The organism is Alphaproteobacteria bacterium (assembly GCA_030740435.1).
Lineage (GTDB): Bacteria > Pseudomonadota > Alphaproteobacteria > UBA2966 > UBA2966.
Map to the genome: position 1 here is coordinate 15,093 of JASLXG010000035.1, position 17,792 is coordinate 32,884.

16 protein-coding genes and 2 pseudogenes are annotated in these 17,792 nt (G+C 65.9%); 8 read left to right on the forward strand and 10 right to left on the reverse strand.

Annotation, left to right across the window (positions count from 1 at the left end; all coding sequences use genetic code 11):
* The first annotated feature begins 18 nt into the window (after window positions 1–18).
* Window positions 19–1,427, forward strand: a pseudogene (locus tag QGG75_04040) (trimethylamine methyltransferase family protein).
* Between the two features lie 19 nt (window positions 1,428–1,446).
* On the opposite strand, the pseudogene QGG75_04045 reads toward QGG75_04040, so the two are convergent.
* Window positions 1,447–1,593 (reverse strand): annotated as a pseudogene (locus tag QGG75_04045) (glycine cleavage system protein T).
* A gap of 102 nt (window positions 1,594–1,695) precedes the next feature.
* A complete protein-coding gene (locus QGG75_04050) occupies window positions 1,696–2,928 on the reverse strand; it encodes an MFS transporter (GenBank protein MDP6066412.1) in 1,233 nt (410 codons plus the stop codon).
* A gap of 94 nt (window positions 2,929–3,022) precedes the next feature.
* On the opposite strand from QGG75_04050, the gene QGG75_04055 reads away from it, so the two are divergent.
* Window positions 3,023–4,321, forward strand: coding sequence for an aspartate aminotransferase family protein (locus tag QGG75_04055; GenBank protein ID MDP6066413.1), 1,299 nt, complete (start codon window positions 3,023–3,025; stop codon window positions 4,319–4,321).
* A 95-nt stretch (window positions 4,322–4,416) separates the two neighbouring features.
* On the opposite strand, the gene QGG75_04060 is transcribed toward QGG75_04055, so the two are convergent.
* Both QGG75_04060 and QGG75_04065 read right to left on the reverse strand, forming a co-directional pair.
* Complete coding sequence (locus QGG75_04060; protein ID MDP6066414.1) at window positions 4,417–5,190, reverse strand: enoyl-CoA hydratase/isomerase family protein; 774 nt, start codon at window positions 5,188–5,190, stop codon at window positions 4,417–4,419.
* A 139-nt stretch (window positions 5,191–5,329) separates the two neighbouring features.
* On the reverse strand, window positions 5,330–5,704 hold the full coding sequence (locus QGG75_04065) for a cupin domain-containing protein (GenBank protein MDP6066415.1): 375 nt from the start codon (window positions 5,702–5,704) through the stop codon (window positions 5,330–5,332).
* A gap of 76 nt (window positions 5,705–5,780) precedes the next feature.
* Between QGG75_04065 and QGG75_04070 the strand changes: the two genes are divergently transcribed.
* Window positions 5,781–7,235: an FAD-dependent oxidoreductase gene (locus QGG75_04070; protein MDP6066416.1), complete on the forward strand. Its 1,455-nt coding sequence runs from the start codon at window positions 5,781–5,783 to the stop codon at window positions 7,233–7,235.
* A 71-nt stretch (window positions 7,236–7,306) separates the two neighbouring features.
* Here the strand turns inward: QGG75_04070 and QGG75_04075 are convergent, their stop codons facing one another.
* The 4 genes from QGG75_04075 to QGG75_04090 all read right to left on the reverse strand — a co-directional run bounded on the left by QGG75_04075 (window position 7,307) and on the right by QGG75_04090 (window position 11,990).
* Window positions 7,307–8,221 carry a hypothetical protein gene (locus QGG75_04075; protein ID MDP6066417.1) on the reverse strand — a complete coding sequence of 305 codons (915 nt, stop codon included), beginning with the start codon at window positions 8,219–8,221 and terminating at the stop codon, window positions 7,307–7,309.
* A gap of 125 nt (window positions 8,222–8,346) precedes the next feature.
* The gene (locus QGG75_04080; GenBank protein ID MDP6066418.1) at window positions 8,347–10,017 is read right to left on the reverse strand and encodes an acyl-CoA dehydrogenase family protein; all 1,671 of its coding nucleotides are present in this window, start codon (window positions 10,015–10,017) and stop codon (window positions 8,347–8,349) included.
* Window positions 10,018–10,047: 30 nt separating this feature from the next.
* Complete coding sequence (locus QGG75_04085; GenBank protein ID MDP6066419.1) at window positions 10,048–10,917, reverse strand: SAM-dependent methyltransferase; 870 nt, start codon at window positions 10,915–10,917, stop codon at window positions 10,048–10,050.
* A gap of 107 nt (window positions 10,918–11,024) precedes the next feature.
* Window positions 11,025–11,990, reverse strand: coding sequence for a hydroxymethylglutaryl-CoA lyase (locus QGG75_04090; GenBank protein ID MDP6066420.1), 966 nt, complete (start codon window positions 11,988–11,990; stop codon window positions 11,025–11,027).
* A 251-nt stretch (window positions 11,991–12,241) separates the two neighbouring features.
* Here QGG75_04090 and QGG75_04095 point away from each other — a divergent pair, with 251 nt between their 5' ends.
* Both QGG75_04095 and QGG75_04100 read left to right on the forward strand, forming a co-directional pair.
* Window positions 12,242–12,487, forward strand: a complete 246-nt coding sequence (locus QGG75_04095) for a hypothetical protein (protein MDP6066421.1) — start codon at window positions 12,242–12,244, stop codon at window positions 12,485–12,487.
* Between the two features lie 145 nt (window positions 12,488–12,632).
* A complete protein-coding gene (locus QGG75_04100; protein ID MDP6066422.1) occupies window positions 12,633–13,445 on the forward strand; it encodes a nitroreductase family protein in 813 nt (270 codons plus the stop codon).
* 15 nt (window positions 13,446–13,460) lie between these two features.
* Here QGG75_04100 and QGG75_04105 read toward each other — a convergent pair whose 3' ends face one another.
* Together QGG75_04105 and QGG75_04110 are read right to left on the reverse strand one after the other, a co-directional pair.
* The gene (locus QGG75_04105) at window positions 13,461–14,636 is read right to left on the reverse strand and encodes an acyl-CoA dehydrogenase family protein (protein MDP6066423.1); all 1,176 of its coding nucleotides are present in this window, start codon (window positions 14,634–14,636) and stop codon (window positions 13,461–13,463) included.
* A complete protein-coding gene (locus QGG75_04110; GenBank protein ID MDP6066424.1) occupies window positions 14,626–15,237 on the reverse strand; it encodes a transferase hexapeptide repeat family protein in 612 nt (203 codons plus the stop codon). The genes QGG75_04105 and QGG75_04110 overlap by 11 nt, the downstream gene beginning before the upstream one ends.
* Before the next feature lie 130 nt (window positions 15,238–15,367).
* On the opposite strand from QGG75_04110, the gene paaG reads away from it, so the two are divergent.
* The 3 genes from paaG to pcaF are packed head-to-tail and all read left to right on the forward strand — an operon-like array spanning window position 15,368 to window position 17,788.
* Window positions 15,368–16,162 (forward strand): 2-(1,2-epoxy-1,2-dihydrophenyl)acetyl-CoA isomerase PaaG, encoded by a 795-nt coding sequence (gene paaG / locus QGG75_04115; protein ID MDP6066425.1) that lies wholly within the window; start codon window positions 15,368–15,370, stop codon window positions 16,160–16,162.
* Between the two features lies 1 nt (window position 16,163).
* A complete protein-coding gene (paaI, locus tag QGG75_04120; GenBank protein MDP6066426.1) occupies window positions 16,164–16,583 on the forward strand; it encodes a hydroxyphenylacetyl-CoA thioesterase PaaI in 420 nt (139 codons plus the stop codon).
* Entirely contained in the window at window positions 16,580–17,788 is a 1,209-nt protein-coding gene (pcaF, locus tag QGG75_04125) for a 3-oxoadipyl-CoA thiolase (GenBank protein MDP6066427.1), read from the forward strand. The genes paaI and pcaF overlap by 4 nt, the downstream gene beginning before the upstream one ends.
* Window positions 17,789–17,792: the final 4 nt, after the last annotated feature.

The following is a 17,792-nucleotide window of genomic DNA, read 5'->3' on the forward strand; positions in this document are numbered from 1 at the left end:
CCAGCCCGGGGGTGGGTCATGAACGTCTTCAAGCCCGAGAGCCGGCGCCGCGGCGGCCGGGCGGCCAGGCAGGCCGAGCGCAGCACTGCCCCCACCATGGCACCCGTGCGGCCGGGCCAGGAAGGGGGCTGGTACAAGCCCCTGAACGAAGCTGACGTGGGGCGCATCCACGCTGCCGCGCTCGATCTGCTGGCCGAGGTCGGCCTGGCTGGCGCCATCCAGAGCTGCGTCGAACTGGTGACCACGGCCGGCGGCCAACTCACGCCCGAGGGCCGGCTGCTCTTTCCCCGCGCCCTGGTGGAAGACCGCATCGCCCTTGCCGGGCGGCATTTCGTGCTACCCGGCTCGGACCCGCGCCACGACCTCGAGCCCTGGGGCACCAAAGTGCATTTCGGCAGCGGCGGTGCCGCCGTCCACATGGTCGACGGCGAAAGCGGCGAGTTCCGCCCCTCGACGCTGATGGACCTCTACGACATCGCCCGCCTGATCGACGCCCTCGAACACATCCACTTTTGCCAGCGTTCGGTTATCGCCTGCGACATCGACGACCCGGTAGCGCTCGACGTCAACACCGCCTACGCCTCATCTCGGGCACCTCCAAGCACGTCGGCACGGCTTTCAGCACGGCCGAAGGCGCGCGCCGCACCCTGGACATGCTGCACACCGTGGCCGGCGGCGAGGCGGCCTGGCGGGCCCGGCCCTTCGTATCGCTCAACTGCTGCTTCGTGGTGCCGCCGCTGCGCTTCGCCGAAGAGGCCTGCCAGTGCCTGGAAATAGCCGTGCGGGCCGGCATGCCGGTGCTGCTGTTGGCCGCCGGACAGGCCGGCGCGACCAGCCCGGCGGCGCTGGCCGGCGCCCTGGTGCAGCAGATTGCCGAGGTGCTGGCCGGTCTGGTCTACGTCAATTTGATCGCGCCGGGCCATCCCGTCATATTCGGCACTTGGCCCTTCGTCTCCGATCTGCGCACCGGCGCCATGTCGGGCGGCAGCGGCGAGCAGGCCCTGCTGATGGCGGCCAGCGCCCAGATGGCCCAGCATTACGACCTGCCCGGCGGCGTGGCGGCGGGCATGACGGACGCCAAACTGCCCGACGCCCAGTCGGGCTACGAAAAGGGCTATTCCAATGCCCTGGCCGGCCTTGCCGGGGCCAACCTGGTCTACGAGGCGGCCGGCATGCAGGCCAGCCTGATGGGCGCCTGCCTGGAAAGCTACGTCATCGACAACGACATGCTGGGCAACGTCATGCGCGCCGTGCGCGGCATCGAGGTCAACGACCAGAGCGTTTCCCTCGAGGCCATCCGCGAGGTCTGCCTGGGTGGCGAGGGCCACTATCTCAGCCACCACCAAACGCTGGGCCTGATGGAGAGCGAATACATCTATCCCCGCATCGGTAACCGCCAAAGCATCAAGGAGTGGCGTGAGGGCGGCGGCGGTGCCATCGATCACCATGCCAGAACTCCTCCTCCAGCGAGCGGTAGCCCATGGGCAGATAGGTCTTGTTGTAGACCAGGAACCCCTTGGCGCCCCAACGCAGCGTCGCCTCGAAATAGGGCGATTTCCGGATACGCGGGCTGAGCGGAAACTCGATGGTCATGGGCCATCGCTCCAGCAAAGGCAGTCAAGGCGCGAAATCAGCTAGCGCCAGGAATGCGTTAGGAATGCGTCAGGATAGCACATTTCGCGCAAGATATTCGGGCTAGGCGGTCTTGCGCCGCAACACCAGCAACAGCGCCAGCAGCGCCACGGTGATGCCGGTCAGCATGCCCAGCGAGGCGGCGAAACCGTCGCTCAACTGGGCCAAAACGCCGATCGACATGGGCCCCAGCGAGCCCCCGACTTCGGCAGCAGAGAAAAAGAGGCCGCCGGCCAGGCCGGTGCGGCGCGATCCCACTTCGGGAACGTCGAGCAGGATCAGGATGGCCAAGGTCATCATGCCGCCCCGCGCCATGCCCTGCATCACCAGGGCCGCGGCCAGCAGCGCGCCGTCGGCGCTGAGCAACAGCAATGTCGCCCCGGCCGCCAGCAGAAAGAGCGCCGCCAGGATGCCCATGCGCCGGGCCGGCGTGGCCAGGCGCGGGATGGTCGGCGCAGCGATGATGCCCACGGCGGTGGGAATGGCGGCCCAGAAACCGGCCTCGGCCGCCGCCATGCCGTGGCTGCGGAGAATTTCCGGCAGCCAGTTGTTGAGTCCGTGGTTGACGAAAAAAATGCCGATGGCCATGGCCAGCACGATGCGCACGGCGGGGATCCCCAGCAATTCCGCGAAGGCAGCAAACTGGGGCTCGCGGGGCTCGGCGGCCAGCCTCTGTTCGATGGCCCGGCTGGCGGGATGGGCCGTGACGGCCAGCCAGACCAGGCCGACGGCCAACACGACGGCGGCGTAGGCCAGCATCACGGCGCGCCAGTTGCCGCCCAGCAGCGGCATCATCAGGCTGTTGGTCAGCGCCAACGAGGCCACGCTGCCCACGGCCGGTCCCGTCATATAGAGACCCATGGCAAAGCGCCGTTCCTGGCCCTCGAACCACAAGCCGATCAGCTTGGGCGCTCCCACCGAGACCAGGGGCCCGCCCAGACCAAAGAGGGCGACGGCCAGGAACAGGCTGAGGTGCCCGCCGGCGGCGGCGCGCAAGGCCCCCGAGGCGGCGATGACCAGCACCGCCAACAACAACGCGCGCCGCGGCCCGATGCGGTCGAGCAGAACCCCGCAAGGTATGGCCGAGGCGATGAAGACGAGCTGCCAGGCCCCCATCACCGTGCCCATGCGGGAATGGCTGAGCCCCAGATCCTGCCCCACCACGCTGACCAGCGGCGCCAGCGTCACGATGGTCAGGCCAAAACTGAAATAGACCAGCCAGACGCCGGCCAGCACCGCCCAACGATAGCCGTGGGCGCTGGCAGCCAAGTCGGGGGTTTGGTTTTGGTCGGACATGGGGAACCAAAAAGAGGACGATAGATACGCGCCCGATAGATTAGCATGGGGAGAATTCCTGCCGGAGGGAGCCGGCAGCTCGAAGGGGCCGGCAATGGGACGTTACGACAAGTCAATCGCCATCCACGATGAGGCCTGCCGTGTCCTCTCGGGTGGCGTCAGCAGCAATTTCCGCTATCAGACCAATCCCGTGCCGCTCTGTTTCGAGCGCGGCGAGGGCGCCTATGTCTGGGACGTCGATGGCAACCGTTACATCGACTACATGCTGGGCAACGGGCCGGCCATTCTCGGGCACAGCCCAGGGCGGGTGATCGAGGCGGTGCGGGCCAGCCTCGATCAAGGCCAGGCCTTCACAGCCCTTCATTCGTCGGAGTTGGCCCTGGCCCAGCGATTGTGCGAGATCATTCCCTGCGCCGAACAGGTTCGTTTCGATATTTCCGGAACCCAGGCCGACCAGATCGCCATCCGCCTGGCCCGGGCCCACACCGGGCGCGAGCTGATCCTCAAGTTCGAAGGCCAGTACCATGGCTGGGCCGACAACATTCTGGCCAGCGTGACACCGGGCTTGAACGAGGCCGGCCCGCCCGAGGCACCGGCCACGGTGGGGCAGAGCCGGGGCCAGCCGGAGACGGCCATCGCCAACGTGGTGGTGCAGCCCTTCAACGATTTGGCCCGGCTCGAGGAAACGGTCGCAGCCAGGGCCGACCAGCTGGCGGCGATCGTGCTCGAGCCCATCGCCTGCAACACCGGCGTCATCGAGCCCCGACCCGGTTATCTCGAAGGCCTGCGCGAGCTTTGCGACCGACATGGCATCGTGCTGATCTTCGACGAAGTGATCACCGGCTTCCGGGCCGCGCTGGGGGGCGCCCAGGCGCGCTACGGCGTGACCCCGGATCTCGCGGTTTTCGCCAAGGCGGCGGCGGCCGGATTTGCCATCAGCATCGTCGCCGGCCGCCGTGACATCATGGATGGCGTGACCAGCGGCGTCCTGCATGGCGGCACCTACAACGGCCTGACCTCCAGCGTGGCGGCCTGCGCGGCAACCATCGCGGAACTGGCAGAGGACGACGGGGCGCTGTTGGCGGCGATGGAGGCCCGCGGCAGAAGCCTCATGGCGGGGCTCGACGGGCTCGGCCGAAAGCACGGGCTGCCCTTGCATATCCAGGGCATCGGCACGGTCTTTTCCGCCCTCTTCACGCCATCTTCGCCGCTCTACGATTACCGCGGCTACAAGGCCTCCGATGAGGCGATGCGCCTCGGCTTCGTCGAAGAACTGCAGCACCGGGGCGTGCGCACGACCGGCCGCGGCACCTGGTTCGTGTGCAGCGAACTGAGCGACGAAGATGTCCGCGCACCACCCTCGAGGCGGCCGACGAGGCGCTGGCTGTGCTGAGCAGCCGCTGAGGGCAACGTATTCGGCACCGCCGTCAGGGGTCGCTGTTATCTTGGTGCGGCACCAACCCGCATTCCCCCCCCGATCCTTTCGCTCTATCGCCATTCAGGCTTTCGTTTTTCTAGGAATGCGGTAACACCTTCCGCGAAATTCGCATGGCCGGCGAGGGCGAACGCCTGATCCCTCTCGATCTCCAAACCGTCGTCAAAAGCCCGCCCGCCACCATCGACCAGGCAGCGTCGAATGGCCGCCAAGGTGTTGGCCGGCTTGCTGGCCAACATGTCGGCGTAGCTTTGGACTTCGCTGGCCAGTTGGTCGACGGGCACGACAAAATCGGCCAAGCCAATCTCCTGCGCCGTCTTGGCCTCCATGACCTGGCCGCCATAGAGCATGCGAAAGGCCTGGCTTCGGCCCACCAGCCGCAGCAATCCTTGGGTGCCACCGACGGGTGGGATGAAGCCGATATTGACCTCCGGCTGTCCCAGGCGGGCATCAATGGCAAGGAAACGCAGATCCGCGTGAAACGTCATCTCGAGCCCGCCTCCAACCGCCACACCGTTGATGGCGGCCAGCACGGGCTTCGAAGACGAGCGCAGGACTTGCGCCACTTTCTGGGTCTCTCGCACCCAATCTTGCATACGTTCGGCCGCGACGTCCTTGAAAGCCGAGATATCCGCGCCGGTGCTGAAGTAATCGTCCAGCGCGCTGGCGATCACGATGACCTTGACCTCCGCCGCCTCGAGCAGCGCCTCGAAGGCGGGCGCAAGCTCGTACAACATTTCCCAATCCACGGAGTTTCTTGCCGGTCGATTGAAACGATACCAACCGACCGATCCGCGCACATCCAGGTCAACAAATTTGAACGTCATGACCAGCCAATACCCCCAAGATGATCCACATTTTTGCCGCAGTGGTAGCCCAATATTCCATATCATAAAACCGTCGATTTAGAACCGAATCAGCACGGACGCGGCAGGGCCACATGATTGCCCACGACGGGACACATGCCTATTCGTCGCGGTGGACGGTCTCGGGAGCGAAGGCCGGCAGGCAGACCGCGATATATTCGGCGCCGCCCTCATGGGGCGAGCCATAGCGCACCCAGTTGCCCTTGGGGGTAATGATGGTCTGGCCGGCGCCGACCTCGAACACTTCATCGCCGGTCTCGACGCGCAACGTGCCAGTCAGCACCACGGTGTATTCGTCGAATTCCGGGGTCTGGCCGGGCTCCTGCCAGCCGGCCGGGCTGCGCATGCGGGCGATGCTGACCTCGCTGGTGGCCGAGTTGGCGCGGCCGACGAACTCCTCGATGGACTTGGGCTTGTTGCCTGCTGCGGAGATTATTGTTGGTTTTTCAATGAGTTGGACGTGCGTCTTCGGCATCTGCTTGGCCCTTCCCTGATTTTCCCGGCATCATCTGATAGCATATTGCCACCTCCTCAAATCGTGCGAGGGCGAGATGAAAAAAAGCAATTACCTGAGCGCCAGCATCAGCGACACACAGGGAGTGCAGATTTTCACCGGTGCGGGCCGCGGCCCGCGACGGCCGCGCCCGGCCAAGACGATCAGCGAAGCGGCCCGCGAGACCCCAGTGTTCGCCGAGACCGACGTGCTGGTGGTGGGCGGCGGGCCCTCGGGCACGGCCGCCGCGGTGGCGGCCGGGCGGCTGGGCGCCGACGTCATGCTGGTTGAGCGCTACAACCACCTCGGCGGCCTGTCGACCGGCGGACTGGTGATCTGGATCGACCGCATGACGGACTGGAGCGGCCGTGAAATCATCTCCGGCATCGCCCACGACATCCTCGAACGCCTGCCGGCGGAGGCCAAGCAGGGCCCGTCGCGGGCCGACTGGGGCTCGCGCGACGCCGCCACGGCGGCCTACTGGTCGCAACGCACCGCCGCCTACCATGGCATCGTCACCTTCTCGCCGACCGTCGATCCCGAGGCGCTCAAGACGCTATCGATGGAACTTACGCTGGAGCAGAACGTCCGCCTCACCTTCCATGCCTGGGCCGTCGAGCCCATCGTCGAGCAGGGCGTCATGCGCGGCGCCATCTTCGAGAGCAAGGAAGGCCGCCGGGCCATCCTGGCCAAGGTGGTGGTCGACACCACGGGCGATGCCGACCTGCTGGCCCGGGCCGGCCTCGAGTTCGAGAACGACATCGACGAGGACAGCATCCACCACTGCATCAACACCGCCTTCCTGCTCGGCGGCGTCGACATGGCGCGCTGGCTGCCCTTCCGTTTCGAGGATGCCGAGGGCTTCAAGGACTTCATGGCGCGCGGCCGCGAGCAGCTCAAATTCTTCGAAAAAGCCTTCGTTTCGTGGCGCAACGACGTGGCGCTTTTCATGGGGCCCCGGCTTTCGGGCTACAGCGCCGTCGACGTCGAGGACCTGAGCGAAGTCGAAATCCAGTCGCGCCGGCTCACCGTCGGCCATCTCGATTTCTATCGCCAAAACGCGCCGGGCTTCGAGAACGCCTTCCTCATGCTGGGCGCGCCGCAGATCGGCGTGCGCCACAGCCGCCGCCTGATCGGCCTGAACCAGGTCAGCCGGGGGCAGTGGGACGAGGGCCGTGTGTGGCCCGACGAGATCGGCGTCTCTACCTCGCTCGCGCCCGAGACGCCCAACATCTCGGTGCCGCTGGGGGCGCTCACGCCGGCCGCTATCGACGGCGTTTTGGCCGCCGGCCGCCACATCGCCTGCGACGCCAGTTCGCACTCCTTCCTGCGCGAGGTGCCGCAGTGCTGGATGACCGGCCACGCCGCCGGCGTGGCAGCGGCGTTGGCGGCGGATGCGGGGATCCTGCCGCGTGAGCTCGATGCCCAGCTCGTGCAGCGCGAGCTGTTGCGCCAGGGCGCCTACCTTTCACCCGAGACCGAGGCGGCATTGGCTGCCCAGGCGGCGGAATAGGGCATTTCATAGACGTTCGACGGGGCCGAATCGTACCCTCGGGATCAGCTTGTTTATGATTGCGGGCGGGGTTATTCCACCGGAAGCCTTGCATCGACTTTGTGAACAACTCCTGCTTCCAACAGCTCTTGCCTATCGGGAATCCATAGCTCCGAATGCGAAGTTGCGAAGACTTTTTTCAAGAAGGCGTTCTTGATATTCTGTAGCTTGAAAAATTCCCTGTCAGTGCTCTGCTCTTCCTCTATATCGACAAACGGCACTTGATAGTCCGCGTCAAGCCCATACCGGTGGAATCCCAACCTGCCGTTCGGCCCAAGAGTTCGCTTCACCCCAGCGATGAAAGCAAGGGTGCAGGCGGAAAAGCAGTCTGCGAAAACATAGGAATTCAGGCCATGGTCGCGAATGACCCTGGCAACGCCCCGCCCTGCAAAAGTGTTTCCCCCCGGACTGGCCAAGACGATGCCTTTGACATGGGAGTTTTCCTGTAAAAGCTTCTTCAGAGCTTTGGTGACCCCCAACTCGAAGCTGCCTTTCAAGTATAGGTAGTCTCCCTTTTCCGCAAGGGTCAGTGCGTACTTGGCTGTACGCTCCCGTTCCCACAAGGTGCTCAAGGAATATTTGTCGCGTCTAACGCTGATGTTCTGGACGAATATGAAAACAATTACGATAGCGAAAAGCAAGCCCATGACAATGCCAAAATACACACCCCACACCGCCGAAACAGATCCATAGGAGGATTGATACCTGTCACAAGATCGAATCACTCCAACAAATTGCCATAAAATAATGACGAGATCAGCCACGAAAATCAAAATACTGGATATGATGATTTCTAAGGAAACACCTTCGACAAAACGGGTGAGAGACAATACCTCCACGCCGACGATTGCGGCGCGTAGCAGCACGAAATTTATCCAGAACGAGACAGTCAGGGACTGCTGGCCAAGCCAATGGTTTGGCACATAATCTTTGGCGGCAATTCTCACGATCCTTGGTCTCATCCCGGGCAGTCAAAAAAACCCCACGTCTTCCCCGGCTTCAGGTTCGCGGGGAAAGGGTGACGGGTACATTCGGGAGCCAAGGCAGGTGCCCCATTTTGGCCCCCGGGATCCTATGAATCCGGAACGGCGCGCTCGATGATGGCGTCGAAATCGAGGCCCGCCGGCAGGGCACCGTAGGCGCCGGTCCAGCGCGAGCCCAGGCGTGAGGCGCAAAAGGCGTCGGCCACGGCGGCCGGGGCGTGGCGTACCAACAATGCGGCCTGCAAAGTGATGGCCAATAATTCCGTCACGCCCCGGGCGCGCAGTTCCAGATCCTCGGGCCGGGCAAGCTCATCCGCCAGCGCCGCGGCGGCGGCATCGAGGGCGGCGTTGCCGCCACGGGCCGCCTCGAGCTCGGCCAGGATGGCCGGTACGGCGGCCTCCTCGCGCAGCATGGCGCGCAGCACGTCGAGGCACATGACGTTGCCCGAGCCCTCCCAGATGCTGTTGACCGGCGCCTCGCGGTAGAGCCTGGGCAGGATCGATTCCTCGATGTAGCCGGGACCGCCGTGGCACTCCATGGCCTCGAAGACGTGCCCCGGCGCACGCTTGCAGATCCAGTACTTGCCCACCGCCGTGCCGATTCGCGCCAGCGCCGCGGCGCCTTCGTCGCCGGCGCGTTGGTCCATGGCCCGGGCCAGGCGCAGCGTCAGCACCAGGGCCGCTTCGGCCTCGAGGGCCAGGTCGGCCAGCACGTTCCGCATCAGGGGCTGTTGAAGCAGTTTCTTCTGGAACGCCAGCCTGTGGCTGGTGTGATGCAGCGCCTGGACCAGCCCCTGCCGCATCAGCGCGGCCGACGAGAAGCAGCAGTAGAACCGGGTGCCCTGGACCATGTCGATGATGGTGCGCACGCCCCTGCCCTCCTGGCCCACCATGACGCCCCAGGTGTCCTGGAGCTCCATCTCCGAAGACGCGTTGGAGCGGTTGCCGAGCTTATCCTTGAGGCGCTGCAGGAAGAGGTTGTTGCGCTCGCCGTCGGGCCCCCAGCGCGGCACCAGAAAGCAGGAAAGCCCACCGTCGGCATAGGCCAGCGTGAGGAAGGCGTCCGACATCGGTGCCGAGCAGAAGAACTTGTGGCCGGTGAGGCGGTATTCGGCGCCCTCGCCGGTGGCCGCGCCCAGCGGCCGAGCCCCGGTCGAATTGCTGCGCACATCCGAGCCGCCCTGCTTCTCGGTCATGAACATGCCCATGGTGGCACCGGATTTCTGCTCCACCGGAAAATCGCGGGGGTCGTAGGACGTCGACAACAGCCTGGGGATCCAGTCGTCGCCGACGCCCGGGCTCTGCTTAAGCGGCGGCACCACGGCATAGCTCATGGCCATGGGGCAAAGCACGCCGCCTTCGGCCTGATTGAGCATGTAGGTGAGCGCCGCGTGCCCGACCTGGGCACCGGCCCCCTCGTGGCGCCAGGCGAAGTTCGGCACCTCGTTCTCGATGGCGAGCGCCATCAGGTCGTGATAGGCGGGATGGAACTCGACCTGGTTGATGCGCATGCCATGGCGGTCGAAGGCGCGGATTTCGGGCCCATGGCGGTTGGCTTGGTCGGCTTTCTCGAAGGTCCCGGCGGCGCCGGCGAGCTTGCCGAAGGCGGCCAGCTTCTCCCCCGCCCAGCCGCCGCCCTCGCGCTCCACGCCCTCGCGCAAGGCCCTGTCGTTCCGCCACAGGTCCTGGTCGCCGAGGTGGGGCGGCATGTTGGTGACTTCATGGGTGGGCAGGGTTGCCATCGGTTTGGCCGGGATCATGGCGATCTCCTGGTTCCGGAACTGCCGGCGTCAGTCTACCGCATTATGCAAGACCGCCGCGGCGTAGTATTCGACGCCGCGCTTACCGGCCCCGAAAGCTGTCGCCGAAGCATCGCGCCAGCCCGCCGCCGCCAGGAAGGGCCCGAGCTCTTGGGGCCGGATGCTGAACGTCCAGGGCTCGCCCACGGCTCCCTGCAGCCATAGCATCAACCCGCTCCAAGGCCCGACGTCGGGCCGGCCGTCGGCGCCAGTGGGAATGTAGGTGAAGGCGATGCGGCTTCCCGGACCAGAGCCGGCGGCACATTGGCGAAAGAGTTCCGGCACCGCCTGCGGCGGCAGGTACATCACCAAGCCCTCGGCCACGAAGACGGCAGCGACACTGGAATCCCACCCCGGCAGCTCGGCCAGGACCTCGGAAAGCTGCCGCTCCCCCAGATCCTCGGCGGCGAGCACCAGGTTGGGCCGCCGCCCCAGCGCCTCGATGCCCCTCCTCTTGAGGCGGGCCGTGGCCGGGTGGTCGATCTCATGGAAGCGTACCCCGGGGAACTCGGGCGCAAGCCGCCAGCCCAGCGTGTCGTAACCCGCGCCCAGCACCAGCACCTGGGTGGCGCCAGCGGCGATGCCGTCCCTCACTTGGCGCTCGCAAAAGGCCTTGCGCTGGCCCAGCGATGCGAACATGCCGGGCAGCATCCAGTCGAAGGCGTCGTAGAACGAAGCCATGCGCCGGGTCCGGGCCCAGCGCACGATCCTCTCGCTCACGGCACCGGAGGCGACCAGCAGTTTTTCCGTGGCTTCCACCGCTCCCGCGGGAATCACGGCCGCCATCCGGGGCTTGGCCGAAAGGGTGACGATCGCCATGGCGATCTTGAGCGCGGTCCGGCTGGGTTTCTGTTTGCGCATGTTGGTTCCGCCCCGGCTCGCCCCGCCGGGAGCAAGAGACGAGCTATATGTGGCGGCCGGGACGGCCGCTTTCAAGCGGCCCTGAAAGGTGGCGGAGAGCGGTGATATCAGCCCGACCCTGCCGCCCGGTATTCGCTGAGCGAGCCGGAATGCATGACCCGGCCCATCAGCGGCCGGCCGACGATGTCTTCGGCCAGTCCGGCGGCTGCGATCAGGGCGTCGAGATCGATGCCGGTCTCAACGCCGAGCTCGTGGCAGAGGTGCACCATGTCTTCGGTGCAGATGTTGCCCGCGGCGGCGCGGTTCTTGTGGCGGGCGAAGGGGCAGCCGCCGAGGCCGCCGATGGAGCTGTCGAAATGGCGCACGCCCAGCTCCAGCGCGGCAAAAACGCAAGCCCCGCCGAGCCCCCGGCTGTCGTGCAGATGGAGACCGACTTCCAGTTCCGGATAGGCCTCGCGGACGGCGCCGATGCGTGTCCGAATGCTGTGCGGATCGGCCCAGCCCATGCTGTCGTCGAGGTCGATGCGGGGCAGCGCGCGGCCCTGTTGGCGGCACAATTCGACGGTGTGGCGGACTTCCTCCATGACGTCGGAAAGCGGCACCTCGCCCTCGAAATTGTCGCCGAACGCCGACAATACGTAGACTTGCTCCAAGGCGACCTGGTGGCGGTCGTAAAGTTCGGTCCACTGCTGCAGGCGGGCGCGGGCTTCCTGTTTGCTGCAATTGTTGTTGGCCAGACAGAATCCGTTGGAGGCGTAGAGCACGACGGAACCCAGGTGGTCGACCTGGGGCACCTCGAGGGCTTGTTCGAAACCCCAGGGATTGAGCGCCAGCGCCGTATAGCGGGTACCGGGACGTTTTCTGATGGCGGCGAACAATTCCCGGCTGTCGGCCATGGTCGGCACCAGCTTGGGATTGACGAACGAGGCGGCCTGGATGCGCGAGACGCCGGCCGCGGCGATTGCTTCGATAAGCGCCACCCGCTTCTCGAGGGGATACTGGCGGCTTTCCAATTGAAAGCCTTCGCGGGGGCCGTGTTCGTGAAAAATCACGCTGCCTGGCAGATCCGACATGGGCGAAGGCCTCCCCTACCCCGCCGCTTTCCGCATGGCACGGCTGATGACTTCGTGGCTGGGCGGGTTTGCCAACGGCTTGGCGGGGATCATCGCGGTTTCCTCGATCACGGGGCTGCTCGAGGCAGTCTACCCGAGATTTCCCGGATGGCCGTCATATCGCTGCCCGGCCCGGCCGCCCGTAATCTTGAATCCGGGCGTCGCGAGGCACAGTTATGAAGCGTTCCTGGCTAAATGACGGGAGAAACATCATGGATACCCGGTCTGCGACAGCCTTTTTCAAGTGGTGCACCATCATCAACGTCGCCCTGCTGATCCTATCGATCATCATGATCATCGCGCTCTCGGATTTTGTATACCTTTGGCACGGGCAAATGTTCCACCTCTCGCGCGAGGCCTTCGACGTGGTCCTCTATGCCTTCCTCGGGCTCTACAAGATCGCCATTCTGGTCTTCAATCTGGTTCCCTACGTGGCGCTGCGGATCATCGCGAGATAGCCCCCAGATCCCCCAATCCTGCCGCCTTTTGCCTGGTGTGCAGTTGCTACCGTGGGGTGACAACCATAGGGTAAGATGAGGGTAACGCATTCGACGCCATAGCCATCGGGACGAAGCGATGAATATTTCCGTGCCAAAGGGACAGTTGAAATCGGCAGCTCTGGCCAAGCGATACGGCCCTGATGCCATTCCTGCCGCGGGTCCCTGGAACGAGCATATCGAGCTGCTGCTCTCGCATCGCTCGATCCGGGGCTACAAGTCCGAGGCCTTGCCCGAGGGCACGCTCGAGACCTTGATCGCGGCGGCGCAGTCCGCCGCCACCAGTTCCAACATGCAGACCTGGTCGGTGGTCGCGGTGAAGGATGGTGCCACCAAGGCGGCGATGGCGAAACTCGCCAACAACCAGAAACACATCATGGAGTGCCCGCTATTTCTGGTCTGGCTGGCCGATGTTTCGCGCCACCAGCGGCTCGGCGCCGAAGAAGGAATCGAGCTGGAGGTCATCCCCTACCTGGAGACCTTCCTGGTAGCCGCCATCGATGCCGCGCTGGCGGCCCAGAACGCGGTGGTGGCAGCCGAATCGCTGGGCTTGTCCACCGTCTACATCGGCTCGCTGCGCAACGACCCGATCCAGGTCAAGGAATTGCTGGGCCTGCCCGCCAGCTGCATGAGCATGTTCGGCCTGTGCGTCGGATATGCCACCGCCGATGTCACCAACGAGGTGAAACCCCGCCTGTCGCAGCCGGCTGTTCTCTTTCGGGAGAAATACGGCAATCCGGACGAGCCTCGGCTGCGCGCCGCCTACGACCAAAAGATGGCCGACTTTTCAGGCCGCCACGAGATGGCGCAAAGCACCTGGACCGAGCGTGTGATCGACCGGCTGGGAGCGATTTCAGCAATAAGCGGGCGCGAAAAACTTTCCCAAATTCTGAAGGATATGGGCTTCCCGCTGCGCTAAGGAGGCGCCGGCGGATTACCCCGCCGCCTTCCGCATGGCGCGGCTGATGACCACGTTCTGAATCTCCGTCGTGCCATCGACGATTTGGGCCATCTTGGCCGCCGCCAGGTGGCGGGCCAAAGGGTAGTCATGGCTGTAGCCGGCGGCGCCCATGACCTGCATGCAATCGGCCAGGCGGGCAAGGCAGATGCGGGGGGCGAACTTCTTGGCGTGGGCCGCCGCCAGCGGCGCCCTCGGATCGCCGGCGTCATGCAGCCGCCCGGCCTCGACTGTGAGCAAGCGCGCCGCCCGCCAGTCGGTCTCGGCGTCAGCCAGCATCCACTGCAGGCCCTGGAAGTCGGCCGTGGCCTGGCCGAAGGCGCGGCGCTGCATGGCATACGAGAGCGCCGTGTCGATGCCTGTTCGCAACATGCCGCAGCAGCCGGCGGCCACGATGATGCGGGCGATATCGATGCCAAAAAGCGCCGCCTTGAAGGCCTCGCCCGGCGCCAGAAAAAGATCGGCCTCGCCGATCCGGCAATCCTCGAAGCGGAAGCCACCGACGCCGGCGGCATGGCAGCCCATCATCTCGTAGGTAGGCCCGCGTTTCACACCCCGGGTATCGGCATCGACCAGAAAGCAGGCGATGCCGCGCCAGCCGGCCGCGGGGTCGGTCTGGGCATAGACCGAAAGCACTTCGGCCGTGACGGTATTGGTGATCCAGGCCTTTTCGCCGTTCAGCACCCAGCCCTCGCCGTCACGCTCGGCCCGCGTGGCGATCGCCGCCGCATCGCTGCCGCTGCCGGGTTCGGTGAGCAAAAAGGCGCCGATGCGCCGGGCCGCCAGCATATCGGGCAGAAAGCGCCGGCGCTGTTCGTCGCTGCCGTTACGGGCGATGGAGCCGGCCAGGTTGTTGTGCACCACCAGGCCGAAGGGAAAACCGAAGTCGACCGCCGCCAGTTCCTCGACGACCCGGGCCATGGCGCTTATACCGAGGCCGCTGCCGCCGTCGGCTTCCGGCACCACCAGGCCGCAAAGCCCGGCCTCGGCCGCCGCTTTCGTGGTCTCCAGCGGCACCTCGCGCGTCACCGCCCAGCCCGGCGCCTTGGGCGCTATTTCGTCCCGGGCGAAAAGGCGCGCGCGTTCGACGACGGCGCGTTCGGTCTCGTTCAGATGGGCATCCATGTCCATGTCGCTTCCTCTACTCGACATTTGGTTTTTCATGCAACGGCCGGATGCTTTCGTCCCACCGGGCGCTGGGCCGGTCGGCCTCGATCTCGCTAAGCGGCTCACAGGCCACCAGGCCTTGCCAACAGCGCCGGGCCAGCCATTGGTACTGGGCCGTGCCGCGGGATTTTCGCGACACGTCGTCTTCGCTGAGTTCGCGCACCACCCGGGCCGGAATGCCGGCCGCCAGGCTGCGGGGCGGGATCTCGTCGTTGCCCTTGACGAAGGCGAGCGCGCCGATGAAGCAGTCGTCGCCGACCTGGGCGCCATCCATGACCACGGCGTTCATACCCACCAGCACGTTGGTCCCGAGCCTGCAGCCGTGCAGCACCACGCCGTGGCCGATATGGCAGTCCTCGCCGACCTGCGTCTCGGCGGCCGGGAAGCTATGCATGACGACGTTGTCCTGGGCGTTGGAACCGCCACCGATGACAATGCGGCCATAATCGCCCCGCAGCGAGACTCCGGGACCGATGTAGCAGTGCGGCCCGACGATGACATCACCGATCAGCACGGCCCGGGGATGCAGGTAGGCCGAGGGATCGACCACCGGGACGATGCCCTCGAAGGCGTAGACGCTGGCCATTATTTCTCTCCGCATGGGGACCGCCTGAAACTAGGGCGGCGGCAAGGGCGGCGCAACCGCTGGCGTTGCCCCCGCCCGGCCCGGCGATTATTGTGAGCAACCCTTGCCCTAGACCACTCTCGGGAAAATCATGGACTTCGAAACCATCCGCTTTGAAAGCAACGACGGCGTTGCCGTCATCACGCTCAACCGGCCCGACAGCCTCAACGCCTTCACCGACGCCATGCACGCCGAGCTGCGCCACGCCATGGACGCCATCGAGGGCGACGCCGATCTCCGTGCCCTGGTCATCACCGGCGCCGGACGGGCCTTTTGTTCGGGTGCCAATCTGGCCGGCGTGGCCGGGAAAATCGCCAAAGGTGCCGAACTAGACGCGGCCGCCGTCCTGGATGACGACTACCACCCATTGATCAAGCGCCTGCGCGCCCTGGAGCTGCCGGTCATCGTCGCCGTCAACGGCATCGCCGCCGGGGCGGGCTGCAATTTCGCCCTGGTCGGCGATATCGTGCTGGCCGCGCGTTCGGCCGAATTCATCCAGGTTTTCGTGCGCATCGGCGTCATTCCCGATGCCGGCGGCACTTACTACCTGCCCCGCCTGATCGGGCCGGCCCGGGCCCGGGCGCTTTGCATGCTGGGCGAGCCCTTGCCGGCCGAGAGGGCCGCCGAATGGGGCCTTATCTGGAAGTGCGTCGACGACGAGGCGCTGATGGACGAGGCCATGGGCCTGGCCCGGCGCCTGGCCAAACAGCCCACCCGGGCCATCGCCATCATGAAACAGGCGCTGGAGGTCTCACTCGACAACGACATGGCGGCACAACTCGACGTCGAGCGCGACAGCCAGGTCGCCGCCTTCGCCACCGAGGATTTCCGCGAAGGCGTGACGGCCTTTATCGAAAAGCGCAAAGCCGTCTTCACGGGGCGCTGAGATGCCGGATACTACCGACACTGCTTTCAAGATCCACACCGCCGGCGGCCTCCTCGGCATCAGCCTCGAAGAGCCCGGCCCGGGCCGGGCCGTGACGCGCATGACGGTGCGCGAGGACATGCTCAATCAGTACCAGTCTCTGCACGGCGGGTTTCTCTTCACCCTGGCCGATTCCGCCTTCGGTTACGCCTGTAATTCGGCGGCGCCGATCTCTGTGGCCATCGAAGCAACCATCGCCTTCCGACAGGCCCCAACGGTCGGCGACCTGCTCACCGCCGTCTGCGAGGAACGCTCGCGCTCGCGCCGCACCGGCGTTTATGATGTCACCGTGAGCAACCAACATGGCGACATCGTGGCGCTCTTTCGCGGCACCTCGTACCGCGCCAAAGTCGTCGACAGCCCGGAGGGACCAACCTCATGACCGAAGCCTTCATCTGCGATGCCGTGCGTACGCCCATCGGACGTTACGGCGGCGGCCTTGCCAAGCTGCGCACCGACGACCTGGCGGCGCTGCCCATCAAGGCCCTGATGGAACGCAACCCCGACGTGGCCTGGGACCAGGTCGACGAGGTGCTCATGGGCTGCGCCAACCAGGCCGGCGAGGACAACCGCAACGTGGCCCGCATGGCGGCGCTGCTGGCCGGCCTGCCCACCGAGGTTCCGGGCGCCACCATCAACCGGCTCTGCGGCTCCGGCCTCGATGCCGTGGGCTCGGGTGCGCGCGCCATCAAGACCGGCGAGGCCGAGCTGGTGATCGCGGCCGGCGTCGAGAGCATGAGCCGGGCGCCCTTCGTCATGGCCAAGGCCGAGACGCCCTTTTCACGCCAGGCCGAGATCTACGACACCACCATGGGTTGGCGCTTCGTGAACTCGCTGATGAAGAGCCAGTTCGGCGTCGATTCGATGCCCGAGACGGCCGAGAATGTGGCCCAGGAATTCCAGATCTCCCGGGCCGACCAGGACGCCTTTGCCCAACGCAGCCAACAGCGCGCCGGGGCCGCCCGCGAGGCCGGCCACTTCGCCGCCGAGATCGTGCCGGTGACCATCCCCCAACGCCGCGGTGACGACATCGTCGTCGAGCACGACGAACACCCCCGGCCAGAGACCACGCTGGAAGGTCTGGCCAAGCTGCCGGCGCCGTTTCGCGAAGGCGGCACGGTAACGGCCGGTAATGCCTCGGGCGTCAACGACGGCGCCGCGGCGCTGCTGCTGGCTTCCGAAGCGGCGGTGGAGCGCTACGGCCTGACCGCCCGGGCCCGCGTCGTGGGCATGGCCACGGCCGGCGTCGAGCCCCGCATCATGGGCATGGGGCCGGCCCCGGCCTCACGCAAGCTCTTGGATCGCCTTGGCCTCAAGATCGCCGAGGTCGACGTGATCGAACTCAACGAGGCCTTCGCCGCCCAGGCCCTGGCGGTAACCCGCGACCTGGGTCTCGCCGACGATGCCGAAAACGTCAATCCCCAGGGCGGCGCCATAGCGCTGGGACACCCCCTGGGCATGAGCGGCACGCGCCTCGCCACCACGGCGCTCTACCAGCTCGAGCGCAGCGGCGGCCGCCTGGCGCTTTGCACCATGTGCATCGGCGTCGGCCAGGGCATCGCGGCGCTTATCGAACGCCTCGACTAGGGGC

Excerpts from the sequence above, each read along its gene's own strand:
- QGG75_04050 (MDP6066412.1), bottom strand. The coding sequence starts at position 2,928 with ATGTCCGACCAAAACCAAACCCCCGACTTGGCTGCCAGCGCCCACGGC.
- QGG75_04055 (MDP6066413.1), top strand. The coding sequence starts at position 3,023 with ATGGGACGTTACGACAAGTCAATCGCCATCCACGATGAGGCCTGCCGT.
- QGG75_04060 (MDP6066414.1), bottom strand. The coding sequence starts at position 5,190 with ATGACGTTCAAATTTGTTGACCTGGATGTGCGCGGATCGGTCGGTTGG.
- QGG75_04065 (MDP6066415.1), bottom strand. The coding sequence starts at position 5,704 with ATGCCGAAGACGCACGTCCAACTCATTGAAAAACCAACAATAATCTCC.
- QGG75_04070 (MDP6066416.1), top strand. The coding sequence starts at position 5,781 with ATGAAAAAAAGCAATTACCTGAGCGCCAGCATCAGCGACACACAGGGA.
- QGG75_04080 (MDP6066418.1), bottom strand. The coding sequence starts at position 10,017 with ATGATCCCGGCCAAACCGATGGCAACCCTGCCCACCCATGAAGTCACC.
- QGG75_04085 (MDP6066419.1), bottom strand. The coding sequence starts at position 10,917 with ATGCGCAAACAGAAACCCAGCCGGACCGCGCTCAAGATCGCCATGGCG.
- QGG75_04090 (MDP6066420.1), bottom strand. The coding sequence starts at position 11,990 with ATGTCGGATCTGCCAGGCAGCGTGATTTTTCACGAACACGGCCCCCGC.
- QGG75_04095 (MDP6066421.1), top strand. The coding sequence starts at position 12,242 with ATGGATACCCGGTCTGCGACAGCCTTTTTCAAGTGGTGCACCATCATC.
- QGG75_04105 (MDP6066423.1), bottom strand. The coding sequence starts at position 14,636 with ATGTCGAGTAGAGGAAGCGACATGGACATGGATGCCCATCTGAACGAG.
- QGG75_04110 (MDP6066424.1), bottom strand. The coding sequence starts at position 15,237 with ATGGCCAGCGTCTACGCCTTCGAGGGCATCGTCCCGGTGGTCGATCCC.
- paaG (MDP6066425.1), top strand. The coding sequence starts at position 15,368 with ATGGACTTCGAAACCATCCGCTTTGAAAGCAACGACGGCGTTGCCGTC.
- paaI (MDP6066426.1), top strand. The coding sequence starts at position 16,164 with ATGCCGGATACTACCGACACTGCTTTCAAGATCCACACCGCCGGCGGC.
- pcaF (MDP6066427.1), top strand. The coding sequence starts at position 16,580 with ATGACCGAAGCCTTCATCTGCGATGCCGTGCGTACGCCCATCGGACGT.